The organism is Dendronalium sp. ChiSLP03b (genome assembly GCF_034531165.2).
Taxonomy (GTDB): Bacteria; Cyanobacteriota; Cyanobacteriia; order Cyanobacteriales; family Nostocaceae; genus Dendronalium; species Dendronalium minutum.
Genome location: NZ_JAVRBR020000094.1, coordinates 1 through 20,083 on the forward strand (window position 1 = coordinate 1; position 20,083 = coordinate 20,083).

Here is a 20,083-nt window from a genome sequence, read left to right on the forward strand (position 1 = left end):
TTCGATGAATTGACGACCGCACTCAGCACAAATGTAGTTCTGTTTACCTCGCTGCTTACCATTTTTACGGATATGATTGGAATCACAACGTGGACATTTCATGGAGATTCACCCTCATTCATATTCTCATTATGCAACGCCGATTAGGCGATGCCTTCGGCGGGCTTTGCCTACGCAGACAGTTAAATCAAGGTACACAACCGCTAGTATATGTATGGCGATCGCTTTTGCAATCGCCATTCGTTACATCAATATATAGTCGCGCTACACAACGCCGGCTTATTGGTGTAGTTTAGTTAAAAAATCAGTTCGCTCTTCTAATGATTAAAACGACAAAATTAACCAGCGATGTCTTTACCGCTTTTGTAGGTCATAGGTCTAGGTTTCCTTTTGTTAAGTGCCTTTGCAGATTTCTTGGGAGGTTGAGGAGCGCGGCATGTTTCACAGTAAAGCGGTCGGGGACCAAAAGTTTCGCGTTGTGTAGGTTGCTCACACTGCTTGCAGATAAAGTTGAAGGTGCGAGTGTGAATCTGCCGCTGATGCGCTCTGACTGTGTACTCTTTGACGTTGATTACCTTACTTGGCATTGTCTACATTAATCGGGTTGTATTTATCGTTCTCTCTTGAATCTTAGCCTTGAACACAGTATTTTCAAGTGCTTAAGTACAACTAATCACATTGTTTTTGGTCAAATAATTTTCACAGTGGCTACGCCAAAATAACTTTCCTGTTCTTACTCTTGAATTCACAATAGTCAAATACTTCTTCAAGCATTTTATATTTCAAGCTTAACGAGTTTTTCTGTTCTGGCTGTTGACTTATTATTAAAACTCCTGATACCGCAAAGCGGTAATTCTGTGAAAAATATACACGAAAGGAGCAAACTGTCATGGAACTAAATTCTCTTAGCAACTTGGCAATTGAAACTATTGTCTGGGCATTTGTAACATTGATCGTATTTGATTTTATCGATGGACTTTTTAAACTCTGGCGCAATCAGACTAGACCAGGGGGAGCAATACCGCACTTCGAGCCTGTATCTAAAGAACAAGAGCAGATTGCTCTGTCGCCACAATTTGAGCAATTGCCTGACCCTTGGGAACTGGAGCCAAAACCACAACCTTTGACTGTCGAAACCCAATCAGTTGTACTGCCATTCCCTACATTAAGGCTGTTCCCATCAGCAGCCGAAGTACAACCGAAACTGCCCAAGACTGAAACCACCAAAACCAAATCCACCAAAACTACCAAAACTAATAAGCAAGCCAAACAAGCCCTGACTGAACCTCCTCGCAAGTTTCGCAAGAAAGCCGCTGCTTAAACCTAATCTTTTATTCTTTTATGAAGAACCAAATGAGCGCGATCGCACTACTGGATGGCGATCGCGCTCATTTGGCATTTGGAGAACAGTTAAGGCTACGCCAAGTTTTCGATGAACAATCAATATATATTAGTCATGGTAAGCCTTATCGCTACACAAGGAACGCTATTTGACCTGCAAACAGTTCTGGATTACGGGCAATCGATAGTCAATGTTGCCCAGGAACTAGCCAAATCACTTATTGCTCATCGACCTCTGTCTACAAAAACAATTCAGTCGCAGATGAATCGCTATTTCCTTGGTACTGCGGCAGAGGGTGCTTGGTCTTGGAAGGATGCTTACGAAGCAGTGGAAGTTTCACTTATCCTATATCTGCGACATACAGGATTACCACAAAATCCCCTCAAAGAACTGCAACAGCTAGAGTCACTTTGTCCTACCCATACCCGAAGAAGCGAGGAGCAGATTCAACTTCAACAGTTCTCAACACCGTTAGCGCTAGCTTATTTAGTGTCAAAAGCAGGACAAGTCAACAGCAACGATTTGGTGCTTGAGCCTAGTGCGGGAACTGGAATATTAGCCCAATTTGCCAAGCTAGGAGGTGCAAATCTCATGCTGAACGAATTGGCATCAGATAGAAGCAAGATTCTGCGTCGGCTCTTCGGTGGTGTTCCACTATTTTCTGTGAACGCGGAACAAATTAACGATTATTTGGCAGGGCAAACCAAGCCCTCGGTGGTGTTGATGAACCCGCCATTCTCGTCGTCCCCGAAGGTAAGCCATCGCAATCCCTACGCAACACCCCGGCACATCAACTCGGCATTGCAAAGGTTGTGCGATGGTGGACGGCTGGTAACAATCAGTGCTAACTGGTTCTCTCCCAATAATCCCACTTGGCGAGACACTTTTGTTAAGTGGCAGGAATTTGCCAGTGTGGTGCTTTCGGTTGGGGTCAGTGGTCAAGCTTACGCCAAGCATGGGACAACGATGGAAACCAGGATTACGGTGATTGACAAGGTTCTGGCTGATAACAGGAGCGTTATCCCTTGTATTGCGGAAACTTTGGATTTGCATGAAATACTAGCACTGATTGAGAAGTTGCCGGGGCGTTCGTCTTTGACGTTGCCGCAGGCATCGCAGTGGCAATCCGCACCTGTCAAAGCTGCGGCGGCGGAGGTTGTTAAATTGCCCAAACGTACCATAGTAACTGAACCAGAACCAGTTTCCGAGATTCTAGATGTTGTCATTTTGAAATATGAGGTAATCGCGTGGACTGCGACTGAAGGGCTAAAGGATGCGCTCTATGAAAGTTACAGACCACAACGAATCCGCATCAAGGATGCCTTACCTCATCCCTCATTGCTTTGTGAAAGTGCGGCTTTGGCTTTGGTGTCACCACCAGCCCCAACTTACAAACCGCATCTCCCTCGAAACATCGTTACACAGGGCTTGTTGTCATCAGCACAACTTGAAAGCGTGATTTACGCCGGACAGGCACACTCAGAATTTCTGTCTGGTTCTTATTTAGTAGATGACTCTTTTAACAATGTAACAGTCGCAGCAAACAACTCAGAAAATGCCGTCAGGTTCCGTCGCGGATGGTTTCTCGGTGATGGTACTGGTTGTGGGAAGGGTAGACAAATTGCGGGAATCGTTCTAGACAATTGGTGTCAGGGGCGGCGAAAAGCAATCTGGGTATCAAAAAGTTCTGCTCTAATTGAGGATGCCCGTAGAGATTGGTGTGCGCTAGGTGGTAGTGAAAAGGACATTATTGACCTAAGTAATATCAAGCTTGGCGATCCTATACCTTTCACCCAAGGAATTTTATTCTGCACCTACTCAACTTTACGATCGCAAAAGAGCGGTAAAAGCCGACTCAAGCAAATCATTGATTGGGCTGGCAAGAACTTTGAGGGGGCAGTCGCCTTTGACGAGTGTCACTCGATGGGCAACGCGATGGCAGTTGAGGGTACACTTGGCATGGTCAAAGCATCCCAGCAGGGTATTGTCGGGCTGAGGCTACAAAACGCACTTCCAAGAGCCAGGGTTGTCTATGTCTCTGCTACCGGAGCCACTAAAGTCTCCAACTTGTCCTATGCGAACCGTTTGGGACTCTGGCAGACTGGGGATTTCCCGTTTAGTTCGCGTGAGGATTTCGTTGAGTCCATCTCTGTTGGTGGTATTGCGGCAATGGAAGTTGTTGCTAGGGATCTTAAGGCATTGGGACTGTATCTGGCGCGATCGCTTTCCTTCGATGGAGTAGAATACGACACGTTAGAAATTGAACTCACATTTACTCAAGAACGAGTATATGACAATTACGCTGATGCTTTCAGTATTATCCACTGCAACTTACACAAAGCGTTAGAGGCTTGTAATATCACTGGCTCAAAGACTTATAACAGGGCTGCTAAAATGTCAGCGATGTCTCAGTTCGAGAGCCACAAACAACGTTTCTTCAATCATCTGCTTACGGGAATGAAATGCCCACAGTTAATTAAGGCGATTGAGCAGGACATCGCCCAAGGTCAAGCTGTTGTAGTCCAGATAGTCTCCACAAATGAAGAGTTACTCAAGCGGCGGCTCAATGAAGTTCCACAAGACGAGTGGAAGAACTTAAACCTTGATTTAACACCACGAGAATATTTGATGGACTACCTCATGAGTGCATTCCCCATTTATCTCCATGAAATTCACTCAGGTGAAGACGGTGAAGAACGCTCCCTCCCAGTCTTTGATGCCGATGGTTCTCCCATTGTTTCAACCGAAGCTGTGGCTTTACGTTCGGCGTTAGTTGACCGCTTGGCAAGCCTTGACCCAATCCCTGGAGCTTTGGAGCAACTCTTGTGGCATTTTGGTCATAAGCAAGTAGCTGAGGTAACAGGTCGTAGCAAGCGGGTCTTGAAGGATGATGATGGTCGCTTGTTTGTTGATTCACGGAGTAGTGGGGCGAATATTGCTGAAACTGCTGCATTTATGAACTCAGACAAGCAAATCCTCATCTTTAGCGATGCAGGCGGCACGGGTAGAAGTTACCATGCTGATTTGAATGCGGTCAACCGTAGAAGGCGATCGCACTACCTTTTAGAGGCCGGGTGGCAAGCAGATAATGCAATACAAGCGCTTGGGCGCTCTCACAGAACTAATCAGGCTTCTGCACCCATTTTCAGACCTGTCACTACCAACGTCAGAGGTGAGCGTCGATTTATCTCTACCATTGCTCGAAGATTGGATAGTCTTGGCGCTCTCACACGGGGACAACGGCAAACGGGTGGTAATGGCATATTTGATACTAAGGATAACTTAGAATCTCAGTATGCCGAACACGCTCTTTATGAATTATTCAGGCAGATTTTCCAAGGGAGGTTTGCTGAAGTTCCTTTAGGGACATTTGAGCAAATGACTGGTTTATCGCTGACTTCCCATGAGGGTGGTATGAAAATCGACCTCCCACCACTGCGGCAGTTCCTCAATCGTCTGCTGGCTCTGAAAATTGGAATGCAGAATGTAATCTTCGAGCGTTTTGAGTTGCTTCTAAGTCAACAGATTGAGACTGCGATCGCGGCTGGGGTGTTTGAAGTGGGTGTTGAAACACTTCGGGCAGAACGGTTCACGGTTGCAAGTTGTGAGGCAGTTTACACTCACCCTGGCACTGGTAGCGTGACCAATTATCTGAAGATTGAGCGCATTCAGAAGAACAACATTAGATCGGCTGATGAGATGGTTGAGTTTGCTAGTCAACATCAGGGGAGATTCATGGTAAATACCAAGTCACAGAATGCGGCGGTATCAATCCCTACTCATAGCACGTTCGACTCTGAGGGTGGTGTTGTAGCAAGAGTTTTGCTAATTCGACCACAGAAAGAAACCCGTGTACCAGTCAAGGATCTGGAGTCATCAACTTGGCGACAGGTTTCGCCTGATACGTTTGTTGCAGCGTGGTCAAAGGAAATCTCGGATTTGCCCAGATTCACCACTGACTATTTGCACTTAGTTAGTGGGATACTGCTGCCAATCTGGAAAATCCTGCCGCAGTCCAGCAGTCGGGTCTTCCGATTGCAAACTTCGGATGGGCAGAAGATTCTCGGTCGGGTAGTTCATGCTTGTAACATCCAAACTGTGCGAGAGCAACTCGGTCTGAAGAACCAGTTGTTAAGTCCCACAGAACTTGTTTCGCTGGTGCTGAACGAGAGATATACACAGCAATTACCCGGTGGCATAACCTTACGGCGGTCTAGAGTTGCTGGTGAAGCTCGTCTAGAACTTGTCAATGCCCTCTCGTTGGTTGACAAGCTGGTGGCTGTCGGCTGCTTTACTGAGATCATCGACTGGCGCAAGCGAGTCTTTGTGCCAACCGGCGATCGCTCTGCTGGTGTACTAGCGGCGGTGATCGGGATTCTTGTGTAATGAGAGCAAAGCGATGTGGTTTTTACCCATCGCTTTGTTTTTCTAAAATTTTAGTATGTAATCGCACTCCAGCTAAGTCACAAGAATACAGGCACATCTATTGGTAGACTGAGATTGTAGCAATCTCAACCAATACCGGATCAATTGCGCTGCCACCACTAAAGATTAATAGGCAAAACATAGCATAGGGCAACAATGCAGAAACTCCTTTTTAGTGATCGAGATAGTTTTCAAGCACAAGCCCTATTTCTTGGTAAGAAGATTGATCTACAGAAATTGGAAAATTATGATTGCTTGGCAACTATGCCCGTAATGGTGAAAGTAGGTGAGTGCGGTTGTGCTGTACTGCTGGGCTATGGTGTAGTGGTTCTGTTTAACCTTGAGCCTGTAGAAAAGACAGCCTTCTTGAGGGGGCTATCGTCTCTAGTTCATGACTCATTTAGCCACCCTGAGACAGAAGAAGTCGAAGTTCATCTCAACGTTGTTGAGAGTGAGCGAGTCAAGGAAGGAAAAATTTTTCTGCGTGAATTGAGTGTAGAACGCTTGCAGATTGTGGCTGATATTCTAGCCAAAAGTGTTGTGCTGTCTCATTATGAAATTAGTATCGCCGCAGTATTCGATCAAATTGAACCGTTTGCTGCTAGTCTCCAGCGTGAAAACAGAAGTCGGCGGCAGAGTCGGGAATTACTGCGTCAACTAGGAACTACGTTGTTAGTTCAACATAAGATAGTCGGTCGAGTCGAGATTATCGATAAGCCAGAGTTGCTCTGGGAATCCCCACAGTTAGAAAACTTATATCTGCGCTTGGAGGATGAATACGAAATTCGTGAGCGTCACAATGCCTTGGAACGCAAACTAGAGCTAATTACCCAAACCGCACAAACGGTACTGGAGTTCATGCAGCATAGTAGTAGCCAACGAGTAGAGTGGTATGTCGTGATTTTGATTGTGGTGGAAATTCTGCTGTCACTGTACGATATTATTTTCAAACGCTGAAAACTTACTTAATACAGCTTTACGTTTTCCAAGCGTGTGATTCGGTTCAGGATTCTGTACTCTGGATCAATATGCACTGCACTCCTGGGCTAAGAAAACTATGCCAAAAAATTGGGCTTTGAAAGTAGACCAGTTTTTCAATGCAAATCCCAACTGCATTATCGCTACCGTTCACGTAGATAGCTTCCCCGCCGACCTGCCGCTAGAGCCGAATATTCGGGAGCCGAACCGCAAAAGCTCAACGTACAGACAAATCTTCGACTCATTGACAACCGAACCCGAAAAATTCTTCTCAAGGCATAGTGGAATCGTACTGTGTGCTAATAAGGTCAAGCCCAACAGCAAAAAGACGCAGCTAGAACTAGAAATACTTGAGGCACAGGAGGGCGGTAGCGATGGCATCATTAACGGTGGGCATACGGTTTTAGCTTTTCAACAGGCCAGAGAATACAAGTACGACTTAAGTGAAGCCAGAGTCCAAGTTACAATTCACATTGGGCTAAGTGAGGATGACGCTCTAGACATCGCCCTGGCTTCCAATACATCTGCCCCGGTGGATGCGCGTTCTAAAGTTAACGCCAGGGGTGACTACAAATTCATCAAACAGTTTTTAGCACAAAGAGAGCGCGAACAAGAAACAAAATTCCGCATTGCCTATTACCAAAACCAAAGCGGTGCGCCAAAAAGCCCCCAGTGCAATGTCAACCATTTGATTAAGTTGATGAACTGCCTGGACAGGAATAAATACAACCCAGACTCTAAAAGCAGAACCAAGCACCCCCCGGTGCAGGGCAAACGCACGTAAAACCTGAAACCCTTGCGGGACAAGGATATTGATGAAAAAAGAGACTCAATTATAAAACGCCCAAACCCTTGCCATTAAAGGATTCTTATACTTTAGATGCGTTTGCCCTGCCCCCCGGTGAGCAACACACCGTCCTTGAGTGAGGCGGAAAGGCAAAGGTTGTCGAAACTGTTGCCACTACTGCCCAAAGGTTTGTGGATTGAACAAAGGCTGTTTCAGATAATAGAAGAACATATCACCAAGCCCAAAAAAAAGGGAGTAGTTGACCTCGCATCAATCGACCCGCGCAAGAATACGTTGCTACCCGATAGCAGGTATTCATTTGGTTTTGCTGCACCTGCGGATATTGCCATGCCAATTGTCGCCGCTTATCGGGTGTTTTTAGATGAGAACTACAACTGGATAATTCCTTTTGATGAGTTTGCCCAAGATTTTCTGCAACACCTGTGGAATAACTATTACAAGAAGTACTTGGTGTCGGAGAAACTGGCCGGAAACACAGTTGGAAGTAAAATCTGCCGCAATCCTGTGATTTGGGATAACCTTTATGTTTCAGCGCAAAGCTACCTGAATCAGCAGTTGATGAAAATGGTTAGTTCAAACACCAAGCGCGAAGAATTGAAGCTAGTGAATTAGCTTTAAAAACTAATAGTTAATTAATGCCTAAAAACCCTCTGTCAAATGATTTAAATGTTTAGTATTTTTTATGGTACTTAAGACTGAGGGAATTACAGAGCTAGGTTTCTAAACTGATACTTGTATTTTTGTTAAGGTACAGAAATCGGATTCTCTTATGGCAACCAAAACAGAAAATCAAAGCAATCAAGAAGCTACCAATGAAGCATCTCAAACAATCAATGATAATTGGCAGCAAAAGCTAGAAGAATTACAATCTACGCTCAGTGGTGATTTATCTACCTTATCAAGTGAAGATGCTACCGGCTTAATTGATGAATGGTATAACTTCTTGCACAAGGCTAAAGAACCAGAAGTCAAAGAAATTGCTAATCAATTAAAACAACTTAAACAGCATCTCAAGAGTAATAAAGCTACTGGGCATGACATTAGCGAAGTGTTGATAGAAATTGGTGAGCAAACAGCTAACTTTGCATCTGATGCAGAAAAAGATATCAGAACTCCTGTACGGAGATTGGGCAAACAATTAACTAAAGTTGGCAACTCTTTAGGTAAAGCCGAAGAACATGAAGAGATTGAAGAAATCGACTCTGTAATCGAGACTTTTGAAGAAGATTTAACTCAAGTTGAGACTGATGTAGCATTAGGCTCTATCGATAAGTGGTACAATTTGCTGCACAAATCAGATAACGAAAGTTTGCAAGAGATTGCTAATGGGTTGAAACAACTCAAGCAGGTCTTAAAGCACAAAAATCCTAAATCTTCTGATATTAGCCCTATCTTAGAAAAGCTAGGAGAACAAACAACTACTGTAGGGCAAGAAGCAAAAAGAGGCTTTAAAGGCCCGCTTCAGAGACTAGGTAAGTTATTATCTAGAACTGGCAAATCTTTGTCCGAATAACAGCTTTAACATTAATATTCGGAACGTAATTGGATGAGCGTGTTAAAGTTGTGGTTTGCTTTACTAGCTATCTAATTTTTCGTAAAAGTTAGTGATTGTAGGCTACAGCTTTAACACTATTAAGTGGCTCACCACTGGTTACACTTGTAATCGCTCGTTTGACTTCATCAATTCACAATTAGATTTAAAATAGGAAATCGCAACACTGAATTTATAGCAGCGATATGGTGCGAATCTTATACTACACGCAGCGATCGCCTTACGCTCGTAAAGTGAGAATTGTCATAGGCCACTTTGCAAGCCGCCACAAATACAGCTTCCGGTGATTTAACCTCCTTCCAAGTTCGGAGTGCCTCCTTCAAATACGCGATGTCTGCGACAAGCTGAAGCAGAGCGTCTACGCCCCTGGTACATTTTCCCAGTACCGCCTGACTGTACGTTGAATCTCTGCATTGAGTCGAAACTGTGGAGTACAAGAGACATTTCCAATAACTATCAAAGCCTTTATGTGACTAGCTTTTAGGGTGCAAATGCAAGCATTGCGAATCAACTAGTCTATATGAGCAAATAAGGGTTTGAGATATTTATTGTAGAGAACAAGACCAAAATATATGGTGATGTGCATTAATTTTAGCTCAGGCGAACGCGTGGATTTCTGGTGGTAATATAAGTGCCCCAATTCGGAATCTTACGAGTCCACAAATTGTCAAAATTACTTGTTCATACTTTTTCGGATTTAACCGAAATCTTTCTTGAACAACTCGAAATATTTTTACTGAACGGATTCGGTGTTCAAAAAATACTCGTTTGGACGAAAACTCCTGATTTTGTTTTTTCTGGTCAATTGTTAACTTTCCTTTTCTCGGTGTTTTAATTGGAGTATCAATTAAATCTTCTCCTAGATATCCTAAGTCTCCCTGAAATTTTTGTTGTGGGTCAAAGTTATCACGGTTTTCTCGGAATAAAGTTATATCACTTTTTGGTCCCGGTTCTCCTGCCACAACATCAACGATATCGCTGCCATTAGGCAAGATAATTATCTGACTTTTAAATGTATGTTTACTTGCTTTACCTGAGTAATATTCCTCTTGCTTTTTATTATCTCCAGGTCTTTCTCTCACTTGCTCATAGCTATCTACAATTAATTCATAATCTGTGAGTATCTCTTTAACTACTTGATAGTCAGATTCTTTTTTTTTACTTGTTCAATTAAACTGGATGGTAACAATTCTCTCAAGAGTGGCAACCAATAGTTAAATGTGTCATTTGCTGTAGACTCGCTCACTCCAAACTGGATACCCCAAAGTTGAAAGGTTGTCATATGCCTCAGATATACTAAGGTTAAAATTATTTGTTCAGTTATAGATAGTTTTGGTTTACGACCTCCACCACCAGTAATAATTCTAACTTGATTGGATTCTAACAACGCTTGTTTCTTATGGTGTAACTGCTCCGCATTTTGGATTAATTGTTGTAACTGTTCATACTCCACACCAATTAACCGCTTTGTTTCTTTCGGATTCTCCTCAATGTGATTCAGTATGTCACTCATATTTTAGTGTTAAAAAACTTCTCATGATGTTCTTTTACCACAAAATATACTATTTTGGAGATGTCTAATGTTGAATAGTTAAACCACCATCTAAAACTAATGAATGTCCAATAACAAAATTAGATGAATCTGAACATAACCATAATACTGCTTGAGCAATTTCTTCTGGTGTACCTAATCGTTTTATCGGATATTGATTGCCATAATTATTTATTATTTCCTCACTTAAAGCTGACATTACCATAGGAGTTATAATAGTTCCTGGGCAAACAGCATTAATTCTAATACCATCTTTAGCGTATTGTACAGCTAAAGATTTAGTAAGTCCTAAAACTGCGTGTTTGCTAGTACAATAAAAATGAATATTATGTTGTGGTTTATTTTCTTGATAGTTTGTTGAATTAGCAGCAATTAATCCTCTAATAGAAGCATTATTCACAATTGCACCACCACCATTCTTACACATTTCCGGAATTTGATATTTCATACATAGCCAAACTCCTTTCAAATTAGTATTAATAATTTGATTCCAATTCTCTTCCGATTCATCTATATTGGCTTTTAGAATTCCAGGAGTTCCAGCATTATTAAAAGCATAATCTAAACGACCAAAAGTTTTAACTGTTTGGTTTATTAAATTTTTAACTTCTGTTTCTTGAGTAATATCTGTAGGGATAAAAATACTTGAACTACCTGCTTTTTCGATTAAATTAACAGTCTCTTCACCTTCTTTAATTCTCCTGCCAGCGATCGCTACTTTTGCTCCTTCCTCAGCAAAAGCTAATGCTGTAGCTTTGCCAATACCAGAATTACCTCCTGTAATCAGAACAACTTTGTCAGTAAATTGCTTCATGATTAAATAGTTTTACTTTTATTCAGAATTTAGTCCGATAATACTCACATTCCGCAGGTGCGATCGCTTTTGTAGCAGCTATATCACCTTTATTCTTGGTATGATGCAGCACTAACGAACCCTAAATAATAAACCATTATCATATCGCTTTGCAGCGCTTGAGGGTTTGTCTTTAGTTAAAACGAGCGCGGCAGGATTCGAACCTGCGACCAACGGATTAGAAATCCGTGGCTCTATCCACTGAGCTACGCGCCCAAGTTAAAACAGTGGCTCCCAAAGGAGTCATCCGTACAATTATACCGTTTTCCCTTACCAAGAAGCAAACGAAAATTGCAGATTCCTCAAAAGCAAGGCTAAGATCCAAGTCGCTAGTTAGTCGATGTACGCTAAAAACGAAGCAAATGGGCTATTCATTAGCTATATTATGTAGCCAATGGGTGGTTATTTGCATATTGTGGCTTACTATAGGGTAGCGATATAGAGCGATCGCCAGGCTTACTCTCATGACACGCTAGGTAATCGCACTCTTGGCGATACAGCCAAATCAGATTATAGATCGCATATCATAAAGCCCCTGTGAGGAGTTATTTGCTAGTGCCATGTTTATTCTCAAACGGCAGGATGTTGAAATATCGAGCATTCAGCACCCAAAAAGGGATCAGCAAGTGCCGATCCTCCATTATCAGGGGCAAACCTTTCGCTTGATTAGCGTCTTCAAAGCTGGCCAAGAAGAAGAAGCTAGAGCTTTGTGGAGAGAATTAACCGATAACCGAGGTAAAGCCTGTGTCTTGCTGGAGGAACCAGACCGCTTTAGCGTTTGGGGTAAAGTCCGCTTAGACCAACTAGGTAGTGACACGGGTGGTCATAGCAAAAATGGCATTTATGTTCAAGCCAGTCTTTTGCTGCTGCAAGCGATTTATATGGACATTGAAGAGTTTTTAGGCACTCGGCAAGCGTCATTATTTCAGAAAGATATTGCAGAAGTATTACGGCAACAGAAATTTCCGGAAGCATCGACCCCAGAAGCAGTTAAGCACTTGGTGACCACAATAAACCCCTTAGATGCAGCCAAACTTCCTCCTTGGCAAGAAAACCATGTGGTTAGCCTCTTGCAAGAACTGCATAAACTAGGGAAAACGTATTTTGGTAATGTCAACTTTGCCCATCAAGTCACTGATAGATTACAAGATATGGCAGAAGCAGAGCGATCGCTGTTTATGACTTGGCTAAATCAATCTTCACTGAGTAAACTGTGGCAATAGCATGGAAAGTGTTGGAAAAATAGCGGCTAATGGTAGTTGCTTTTGGCGTTTAATTGTGTAGCGCTGGACAAATAAACCGCTGACCACACAGTCCTGCACCTCAAAAAACCGCCAGAGTGCATTTACATAGTCAATTCCTATGAGTAGCTCGTCCAACAGTTCATACCGTTCTAAATCTCTGTTCACAAATCAGAACATCATACTGGCTAGCATTGGCTGGGGAGTGCTAGCGCTGTTATACTTTTTGTTATTTAGTGCCAAAGTTCCAGGGGCAGATGGCGTAGAAAGCCGTGCCGAGTGGTATGTAATTGGTACAAATATTTTTGAAGCGTTAGCTTATCTGGGTGCCGGTATTTTATGCTTGAGGAATTGGCGTAGCCCACAAATTGTCAGTAGCCGGAATGTTTGGCTTGCAATTGCCGTAGGTATGCTGTCTTATTTCCTGGGAGGGATATTTTTCGGCTATACGGAAATTGTTTTAAAAGAAGAACCAGATGTGTCTATTGGCGATGTATTTTTTGTACTGACTTATTTATCCCTTGGCGCAGGCATGATTTTAGCAGTGGCTTCCAGACGAATCAATCTAGAAAAATGGCAATGGCTAATTGTGTTGGCAATTGGACTATTCGGTAGTTTGTTGGCATGGTGGATTTCCATGCAACAGGCAACATCCACAGAACTTTTAGTCACTATTTTGAATTGGTTTTACGTAGTTAGCGATGTAGTTCTGTTGATTATTGCTACCACTCTACTGCTAGCCTTTTGGGGTGGACGAGTCGCTCAGTCTTGGCGAATGATTGCAGCGGCCGCGTTTTCGCTCTACATTGCAGATATGTGGTTTAAATATGCCCAAGGGCCCAATTATCAAAGTGGAGAGATACTAGAAGTGTTTTGGGTATTTAGTGGAGTGTTATTCGGGATGGGCGCTGTCCTAGAACATGACGCATCATTGAGCCGAAGTCGGCGGGAGCGTGGACGAAAACGAGCATAAAAAAGTTTTTTGGTATCTACCGTGAGAAAACTAACAGATTCTGACAAGCAAGAAATTCTTAAGTTATATCGAGAGACTGCTGAAACTACCTCAACTTTGGCAGAACGCTACGATGTGAGTAACTCGACGATTAGCCGCCTGCTCAAAAGTACTTTACCAGAAGACGAGTACGAATACCTCGTTTCTTTAAAGCGTGCTGCCAGAACTCCTGAAGGCAGGGCACAGGTAAGCTACGAGCAGTTACCTTTACTAACTCAGCCAGAGCCAAGCCCAGAACTTCCCAGCAGCGAAAGCCCTCGCTTGAAGTTGCCAGTGAAGCCGCAGGAACCAGTAGTAGAGGTACAAACCCAACCAGAAGAGGCTGAGGAAGATTTAACACCTGCAAATAGACGGGTGAAGCGGCGTTCTTCGGCGACAGAAAAACCAAAGCTCAGACCAGTAAAGCGATTAGAAATCGTAGAAGAAAAGCCGCCGGAAATAGTTAGTATCCCCAGTCCAATCTTAGAAGACGAACGTTCAGAGGCAACCGTGGTTGCCCAAATGCTAGTAGGTGAAGACTTGCTAGACGAGTCAGAGGATTTGGACGATTTAGAAGAGGACGATTTAGACGATTTAGACGAGGACTATGATGAGGAAGAAGACGATGACGACTATTTAGAGGAGCCAAGACCTTTAGTTACAAGACGCAGACTAGGTGAAATACCAGTACAAGTCTTGCCATTGTCAGCAGCCTCTTTGCCCAAGACTTGCTATTTGGTCATCGACCGTGCCTCGGAATTAATTACCCGACCACTCAGGGATTTTGGGGACTTAGGGCAAATTCCTAACCTCGAAACCCAGCAGAGAACTTTGCCAGTGTTTGATAACCACCGAGTGGCAAAGCGCTTTTCTACCAAGCGCGATCGCGTAATTAAAGTTCCCGATAGTAAAATGCTGCATAAGGCTCGTACTCATCTGCAAGCCAAGGGCATTACGCGGCTGTTAATTGATGGTCAGGTCTACTCGCTGTCTACAGTCTAAGATTGGGGACTGAAGATTAGGTATTAGGAAGAAAAACTAATTTAGTTAACTGAATTTCTTCCTAGTTCCCAGTCCCTTATTTGTAAACAGCAGTTACAAAACGTGTTGCTAAATTAACAATGTCTTGTTTGCGGGCAATTTGGTTAATCCATTCTTGGGGAATACTTTCTACACCGTAGTAAATTCCGGCTAACCCACCAGTAACCGCTGCGGTGGTATCTGTATCTCCACCTAAATTTACAGCCTTCAGTACTGCCTCAGAGTAGGATGAGCTAGTTAACAAACACCAAAGAGATGTCTCCAGGGTATCAATCACATAACCGCCAGAATTAATCTCCTCAACTGGCAGCTTGGAAATTTCACCATTGAATACTCTGCTGAAATAGGGCTTTTCTAAAATATATTCAACAGCAGAATAAAGGGATTGGATTTTATTTAGACCTTGTATGTAAGCTGCTTGGGGATTAGCTCCTTTTAGCAGTTCCTCAGCAATACTAATATAAATACCACAGGCCATTTGGGAGCGGAGATGAGCGTGGGTAATGCAAGAAACTTGATGCACCCGCGAAATCAATTCTGGAAAAGCCAAAGTTTTGTGACAGTAAGCCATTGGCAAAATTCTCATCAAAGAACCATTACCATTACTGTTTTCACCAGTACCCCCTGCTTTCAAGGGCGGAGTTCCTTGTTTCCAATTTACAATTGCCAGAAATGTAGTGTTACCGATGTCAAATACTTCGCCATGAGCTGTCCAGTAACCGTCGTTGTACCAGCGCCAAAAGGAACTTGCTATAGCATCCAGTGAAAATCCCTCACAAAGACTGTCTGCTAGGCAAAAAGTCAGCGAACTATCATCCGACCAAGTGCCAGCAGGAACATCCCAAGTTCCATAACCCAGCATCGATGTAACTGGAGATTTAACTCGTTCAGCGCGGCTAGTAAACTCCACTGGCACACCCAAAGCATCACCGACACATAAACCCATCAAACCAGACAACACCTTTGTAGTGGTTAGCATTATTCAATCAGCATGGAACTTTTCTATAAGTAATTTTACTGTTGAAAAGCCGCTATTAACCGCTTGCTATCATCATTAACAATAAACAGCAGCCGCAAAACGTCTTGCTAAGTTAATAATGTCCTGCTTGCGGGCAATTTGATTCATCCATTGTTGGGGAATACCTTCTACGCCGTAGTAAATTCCGGCTAACCCACCTGTAACGGCGGCGGTTGTATCTGTATGTCCGCCTAAATTTACAGCTTTCAGTACGGCTTCGGCGTAAGATGAGCTATTTAATAAACACCATAAGGATGCTTCTAGCGTATCAATTACATAGCCCTCAGAATTAATCTCTGCAACCGGCAACTGGGCAATTTCACCGCTGAAAACTCTGGCAAAATGCGGCGTTTCGGAAACGAAGTGAGGAATTGAATAAATTTTCTGGATGTTTTTTAACCCCTGGAAATAAGCTTCTTGGGGGTCAAACCCTTCCAGCAGAGCAACTGCGATACTAATATAAATGCCACAGGCCATTTGCGATCGCGCATGAGCATGGGTAATTGCAGAAACATCATGCACCCGCGAAATTAATTCGCTAAAAGTTAAGCTTTTATGACAGTAAGCCATCGGCAAAATTCTCATCAAAGAACCATTGCCGTTGCTCATTTCACTAGTTCCCCCTGCCTGTGAGGGTGGAACCCCCTGGTTAAGGCACATAATTACTGCATAAGTACTCTTCCCTATGCCAAATATTTCCCCACGGGGAGTCCAGTAAGCTGTCTTGTACCAGCGCCAAAAAGAATTAGCTATGACATCCAAAGAATAGCCTCTACAAAGACTTTGTGCCAAGCAGAAAGTTAACGAACTGTCATCTGACCAAGTTCCCGGCGGTTGATTCCATGTGCCATAGCCCAGCATCTTTGTCACTGGAGATTTAATTCGTTCAGCACGGCTAGTAAACTCTACTGGCACACCCAACGCATCACCGACACATAAACCCATCAAACCAGATAACGTTTTTGTAGCGGTTAGCATTATTCATTCTCCATGAAAATTGCTAAAACTTAACTTTATATATTTCTTCTGGAGTTTGTTGCCATATCTGTTACACCCCAATTAATTTTGAATTTTAGATTTTGGATTTTAGATTAAAAGTACTAACTTTAAGACTATTCAAAAAATTTCTATCGATACACTTATCCGAGTTGGGTTGTCATTAGAAGATTATGCCAGTAAACAAAGTGACTACTTTCAGTTAAATATCCCAAATAGCAAGATATAAGCATGTAAAGATTAAAGTTTATTTGGATAATATATAGCTGATATACCTATAATTCTCATGCATCAATAACGATAAGTATTTAACAGTTTTAAAAAAATATCTGGAACATTTTTATACGTTTTCCGACTTTGAATATAAAGTAAAACCTACAATTTTTTTCCAGATTATGAAAAGATTACTGAAGTCTTTGGTGACAATCTCTGCATTGTCTTCATGTGTTATTGCGCCTTTTCTTCTCAGTGCTGGTCAAGCTTCTGCTGAAACAAAAAAGGGTACTGATGCTAGTTATATTGGTGCTGGTGTTGCAGCTGGCGTTACCAATGGCGGACAAAATAACGATGCTGCAAACTTTGGTGGTAATCTCACCGGTCGCGTGAAATTAGGAAGTACACCATTTTCAGCACGCGGTAATGTCCTTTGGAACGATGAGACGAGTACTATCATCCCAGAAGTTTCCGTAGATGTGCCAATTGCTAAAAATACTAACGCTTTTGTAACTGGTGGTTACTCTTTTTTGGATAAAGATGGCTCATCAAGTCCCCTTGGTAATAGAGATGCTGTAGTGGTAGGTGCTGGTGTGGAATCAGAAGTTGCTAAAAACTTCCTCGTTTATACTAATGCCAAAGTCGGACTTCGTGCTTACCAAAATAGCCCTGCTTCTGCTATCAGCATCAATGGCGGTCTAGGTTATCGCTTTAAATAGATAGGCTAAGGAGTCAGAATTCAATAACCTGCTGACTCCTGACCTTAACTAAGTCCTAAATTCCTCTATACTGATTACTCAGCACTCAGAATTCTTTACTATCAAAGGCTGGTTTTGTTAAATGTTACATCATGGACAAAGCCAGCTTTTTGCCATGTTAAAATTAAATAATTCCTCATATTTCCGACCGGATTACCGGGAATCAATCAGCCGAAAGGGTGCTTCGGCGGTTACCGATGCCTTATTGAGAATACTATACAACTCTAATGGTTAAATCTGCTCCTCCTCCAATCGCCAGCCGTAAGCCTTCCAAAGTAGAAGGAATCAAAGAAAATAGTAATTTTTTACGTGAACCTGTAGCAACACAGATTCTTGAGGATACTACTCACTTTAGCGAAGATGCAATACAGATTCTCAAGTTTCATGGCTCCTACCAACAGGATAATCGCGACAATCGCGTTAAGGGGCAGGAGAAAGATTACCAGTTCATGCTACGGACAAAAAATCCTGGTGGATTTGTACCGCCACAATTGTACTTGGCTTTGGACAAGCTGGCTGATGAATATGGCAACCACACGTTGCGAGCAACCACTCGCCAAGGTTTCCAACTGCACGGGATTTTAAAGAAAAATCTCAAGACAGCAATTGCTACCATCATTAAAAATTTAGGTTCAACCTTGGGTGCTTGCGGCGATATCAACCGCAACGTGATGGCACCACCAGTTCCCTTTAAGAATCGCTCAGATTATCAATATGCCTGGGAATATGCCCAGAATATCGCTGATTTGCTGTCACCACAAACAGGTGCTTATTACGAAATTTGGCTGGATGGAGAAAAAGCCATTAGCGGTGAAGAAAACCCAGAGGTGAAAGCAGCAAGACAGCGCAATGACAATGGCACAGTCATCCATGACATTGAAGAACCGCTTTATGGCACTCATTATATGCCCCGCAAATTCAAAGTTTGTGTGACAGTGCCAGGGGATAATTCAATTGATTTGTATTCCCAAGACCTCACTTTGGTAGTAAATACGAACAATCAAGGGCAACTCGAAGGATTTAACATTTTTGCTGGTGGTGGCTTAGGTAGAACACACAATAAAGAAGAAACCTTTGCCAGACTGGCAGATCCAATTTGCTATGTAGCGAAGGAAGATATTTACGACCTAGTAAAAGCGATTGTTGCCACTCAGAGAGATTATGGCGATCGCACTGACCGCCGTCATGCCAGATTAAAATATTTAATCAATGATTGGGGTGTTGATAAGTTCCGCGCCAAAGTCGAAGAATATTTTGGCAAACCAGTCGCACCCTTCCAACCATTACCAGAGTTTAAATATCAAGATTTTTTGGGCTGGTACGAACAAGGCGATGGCAAGCTGTTTTTGGGCATTTCTGTTGATAATGGTCGAGTCAAGGACGAAGGCTCATTTCAGCTGAAAACCGCCTTGCGGGAAATTGTCGAGAAATTCAATTTGCCTATCCGCCTGACACCCCACCACAACGTCATTTTTTACGACATCGAACCAGACAATAAACAAGCCATTCAAGAAATTCTGAACCTTCGCGGCGTTGTTTGCGACCCAAATAAAATCGAACCTTTAGTGCGCTATGCAATGGCTTGCCCAGCTTTGCCTACTTGCGGCTTGGCAATCACTGAATCAGAACGAGCAATACCGGGGATTTTAGAGCAAATTCGCACACTTTTAGATAAAGTTGGTTTACAAGACGAACGTTTTGTGGTAAGAATGACAGGTTGCCCCAATGGCTGCGCTCGTCCTTACATGGCAGAACTGGGCTTTGTGGGTAGCGCTCCCGAATCTTACCAAGTTTGGCTGGGGGGTTCGCCAGATCAGACACGGCTGGCGCAACCTTACGTAGAACGGCTGCATCACAATGACTTAGATAGCTTCTTGGAGCCGATTTTTGTCTACTTTAAAAAGTCGAGAAAACCGGGGGAAAGCTTTGGTGATTTTTGCGATCGCGTTGGTTTTGATGCCATCCGTGAATTCGCAGCTCAGTACGAGCCGGAAACTGCCTCAGCAATTACCGAAGATACTCAAACTCAGGTGACGGCTTTGGTAGCCAAAATTATTACTGCTCCCAGTAGAGGACGGCATCGCATCAGTATTCACGATGATGTTTACAACAAATTGAAGGAAACTGCTGGCAGCCAAAGTAAACCCATGAGCGAATTGGTGAATGAAGCACTGAGAATCTACTTGAAAATGGATTAATACTAAGTTCAGTTAATTGCCCATAATCAAATAAATTACCCCACCCACTTTGCAGCATCCTCTTCTTGCCAAAGGGAGGGGTTTTTTAATCCGTTTAACTCACGTTAATAAAAGACT

19 protein-coding genes, 1 tRNA gene and 2 pseudogenes are annotated in these 20,083 nt (G+C 42.9%); 13 read left to right on the forward strand and 9 right to left on the reverse strand.

All coding sequences use genetic code 11. From position 1 onward, the window contains the following. Positions 1 to 102, reverse strand: a pseudogene (locus tag RMY31_RS21860) (IS1 family transposase); the annotation flags it as partial. A 29-nt stretch (positions 103 to 131) separates the two neighbouring features. Between RMY31_RS21860 and RMY31_RS21865 the strand changes: the two are divergent. After that, a complete protein-coding gene (locus RMY31_RS21865; RefSeq protein ID WP_322666980.1) occupies positions 132 to 296 on the forward strand; it encodes a hypothetical protein in 165 nt (54 codons plus the stop codon). A 42-nt stretch (positions 297 to 338) separates the two neighbouring features. Here the strand turns inward: RMY31_RS21865 and RMY31_RS21870 are convergent, their stop codons facing one another. Then, positions 339 to 587 carry a hypothetical protein gene (locus tag RMY31_RS21870; protein WP_322666983.1) on the reverse strand — a complete coding sequence of 83 codons (249 nt, stop codon included), beginning with the start codon at positions 585 to 587 and terminating at the stop codon, positions 339 to 341. A 302-nt stretch (positions 588 to 889) separates the two neighbouring features. Here RMY31_RS21870 and RMY31_RS21875 point away from each other — a divergent pair, with 302 nt between their 5' ends. From RMY31_RS21875 to RMY31_RS21905, 7 genes and pseudogenes are all read left to right on the forward strand, one after another. Then, positions 890 to 1,321, forward strand: coding sequence for a hypothetical protein (locus RMY31_RS21875; RefSeq protein ID WP_322666985.1), 432 nt, complete (start codon positions 890 to 892; stop codon positions 1,319 to 1,321). Between the two features lie 20 nt (positions 1,322 to 1,341). Next, positions 1,342 to 1,494, forward strand: coding sequence for a hypothetical protein (locus tag RMY31_RS21880; RefSeq protein ID WP_322666987.1), 153 nt, complete (start codon positions 1,342 to 1,344; stop codon positions 1,492 to 1,494). After that, entirely contained in the window at positions 1,457 to 5,728 is a 4,272-nt protein-coding gene (locus RMY31_RS21885; protein ID WP_322666989.1) for a strawberry notch-like NTP hydrolase domain-containing protein, read from the forward strand. Before RMY31_RS21880 ends, RMY31_RS21885 begins: the two co-directional genes overlap by 38 nt. A gap of 195 nt (positions 5,729 to 5,923) precedes the next feature. Then, the gene (locus tag RMY31_RS21890) at positions 5,924 to 6,724 is read left to right on the forward strand and encodes an RMD1 family protein (RefSeq protein ID WP_322666991.1); all 801 of its coding nucleotides are present in this window, start codon (positions 5,924 to 5,926) and stop codon (positions 6,722 to 6,724) included. A gap of 100 nt (positions 6,725 to 6,824) precedes the next feature. Continuing rightward, positions 6,825 to 7,502 (forward strand): annotated as a pseudogene (locus tag RMY31_RS21895) (AIPR family protein); the annotation flags it as partial. Between the two features lie 144 nt (positions 7,503 to 7,646). After that, on the forward strand, positions 7,647 to 8,165 hold the full coding sequence (locus RMY31_RS21900) for a hypothetical protein (protein WP_409878177.1): 519 nt from the start codon (positions 7,647 to 7,649) through the stop codon (positions 8,163 to 8,165). A 157-nt stretch (positions 8,166 to 8,322) separates the two neighbouring features. Then, on the forward strand, positions 8,323 to 9,066 hold the full coding sequence (locus RMY31_RS21905) for a hypothetical protein (protein WP_322666992.1): 744 nt from the start codon (positions 8,323 to 8,325) through the stop codon (positions 9,064 to 9,066). Between the two features lie 635 nt (positions 9,067 to 9,701). Here RMY31_RS21905 and RMY31_RS21910 read toward each other — a convergent pair. The 4 genes from RMY31_RS21910 to RMY31_RS21925 all read right to left on the reverse strand — a co-directional run bounded on the left by RMY31_RS21910 (position 9,702) and on the right by RMY31_RS21925 (position 11,726). After that, a complete protein-coding gene (locus RMY31_RS21910) occupies positions 9,702 to 10,187 on the reverse strand; it encodes a transposase family protein (RefSeq protein ID WP_409878178.1) in 486 nt (161 codons plus the stop codon). A gap of 50 nt (positions 10,188 to 10,237) precedes the next feature. Beyond that, on the reverse strand, positions 10,238 to 10,618 hold the full coding sequence (locus RMY31_RS21915; RefSeq protein ID WP_409878179.1) for a helix-turn-helix domain-containing protein: 381 nt from the start codon (positions 10,616 to 10,618) through the stop codon (positions 10,238 to 10,240). A gap of 64 nt (positions 10,619 to 10,682) precedes the next feature. Continuing rightward, complete coding sequence (locus RMY31_RS21920; protein ID WP_409878180.1) at positions 10,683 to 11,471, reverse strand: SDR family oxidoreductase; 789 nt, start codon at positions 11,469 to 11,471, stop codon at positions 10,683 to 10,685. Positions 11,472 to 11,653: 182 nt separating this feature from the next. Further along, positions 11,654 to 11,726: transfer RNA gene (locus tag RMY31_RS21925), tRNA-Arg, on the reverse strand. A gap of 344 nt (positions 11,727 to 12,070) precedes the next feature. On the opposite strand from RMY31_RS21925, the gene RMY31_RS21930 reads away from it, so the two are divergent. Beyond that, complete coding sequence (locus tag RMY31_RS21930; RefSeq protein WP_322665414.1) at positions 12,071 to 12,733, forward strand: Npun_F0813 family protein; 663 nt, start codon at positions 12,071 to 12,073, stop codon at positions 12,731 to 12,733. Here RMY31_RS21930 and RMY31_RS21935 read toward each other — a convergent pair. After that, on the reverse strand, positions 12,710 to 12,889 hold the full coding sequence (locus tag RMY31_RS21935; protein WP_409878181.1) for a hypothetical protein: 180 nt from the start codon (positions 12,887 to 12,889) through the stop codon (positions 12,710 to 12,712). The genes RMY31_RS21930 and RMY31_RS21935 overlap by 24 nt on opposite strands. Here RMY31_RS21935 and RMY31_RS21940 point away from each other — a divergent pair. Together RMY31_RS21940 and RMY31_RS21945 are read left to right on the forward strand one after the other, a co-directional pair. Beyond that, positions 12,873 to 13,724: a hypothetical protein gene (locus RMY31_RS21940; protein WP_322665364.1), complete on the forward strand. Its 852-nt coding sequence runs from the start codon at positions 12,873 to 12,875 to the stop codon at positions 13,722 to 13,724. The genes RMY31_RS21935 and RMY31_RS21940 overlap by 17 nt on opposite strands. A 21-nt stretch (positions 13,725 to 13,745) precedes the next feature. Beyond that, complete coding sequence (locus tag RMY31_RS21945; RefSeq protein WP_322665366.1) at positions 13,746 to 14,744, forward strand: transposase; 999 nt, start codon at positions 13,746 to 13,748, stop codon at positions 14,742 to 14,744. Positions 14,745 to 14,820: 76 nt separating this feature from the next. Here RMY31_RS21945 and RMY31_RS21950 read toward each other — a convergent pair whose 3' ends face one another. Both RMY31_RS21950 and RMY31_RS21955 read right to left on the reverse strand, forming a co-directional pair. Beyond that, positions 14,821 to 15,762 carry an ADP-ribosylglycohydrolase family protein gene (locus RMY31_RS21950; protein ID WP_322665368.1) on the reverse strand — a complete coding sequence of 314 codons (942 nt, stop codon included), beginning with the start codon at positions 15,760 to 15,762 and terminating at the stop codon, positions 14,821 to 14,823. Positions 15,763 to 15,837: 75 nt separating this feature from the next. Further along, a complete protein-coding gene (locus RMY31_RS21955; RefSeq protein ID WP_322665370.1) occupies positions 15,838 to 16,779 on the reverse strand; it encodes an ADP-ribosylglycohydrolase family protein in 942 nt (313 codons plus the stop codon). 413 nt (positions 16,780 to 17,192) lie between these two features. On the opposite strand from RMY31_RS21955, the gene RMY31_RS21960 reads away from it, so the two are divergent. Next, positions 17,193 to 17,729 (forward strand): hypothetical protein, encoded by a 537-nt coding sequence (locus RMY31_RS21960; RefSeq protein ID WP_322665372.1) that lies wholly within the window; start codon positions 17,193 to 17,195, stop codon positions 17,727 to 17,729. Between the two features lie 266 nt (positions 17,730 to 17,995). Continuing rightward, positions 17,996 to 19,966 (forward strand): sulfite reductase, ferredoxin dependent, encoded by a 1,971-nt coding sequence (gene sir, locus RMY31_RS21965; protein ID WP_322665374.1) that lies wholly within the window; start codon positions 17,996 to 17,998, stop codon positions 19,964 to 19,966. The last annotated feature ends 117 nt before the right edge of the window (positions 19,967 to 20,083 follow it).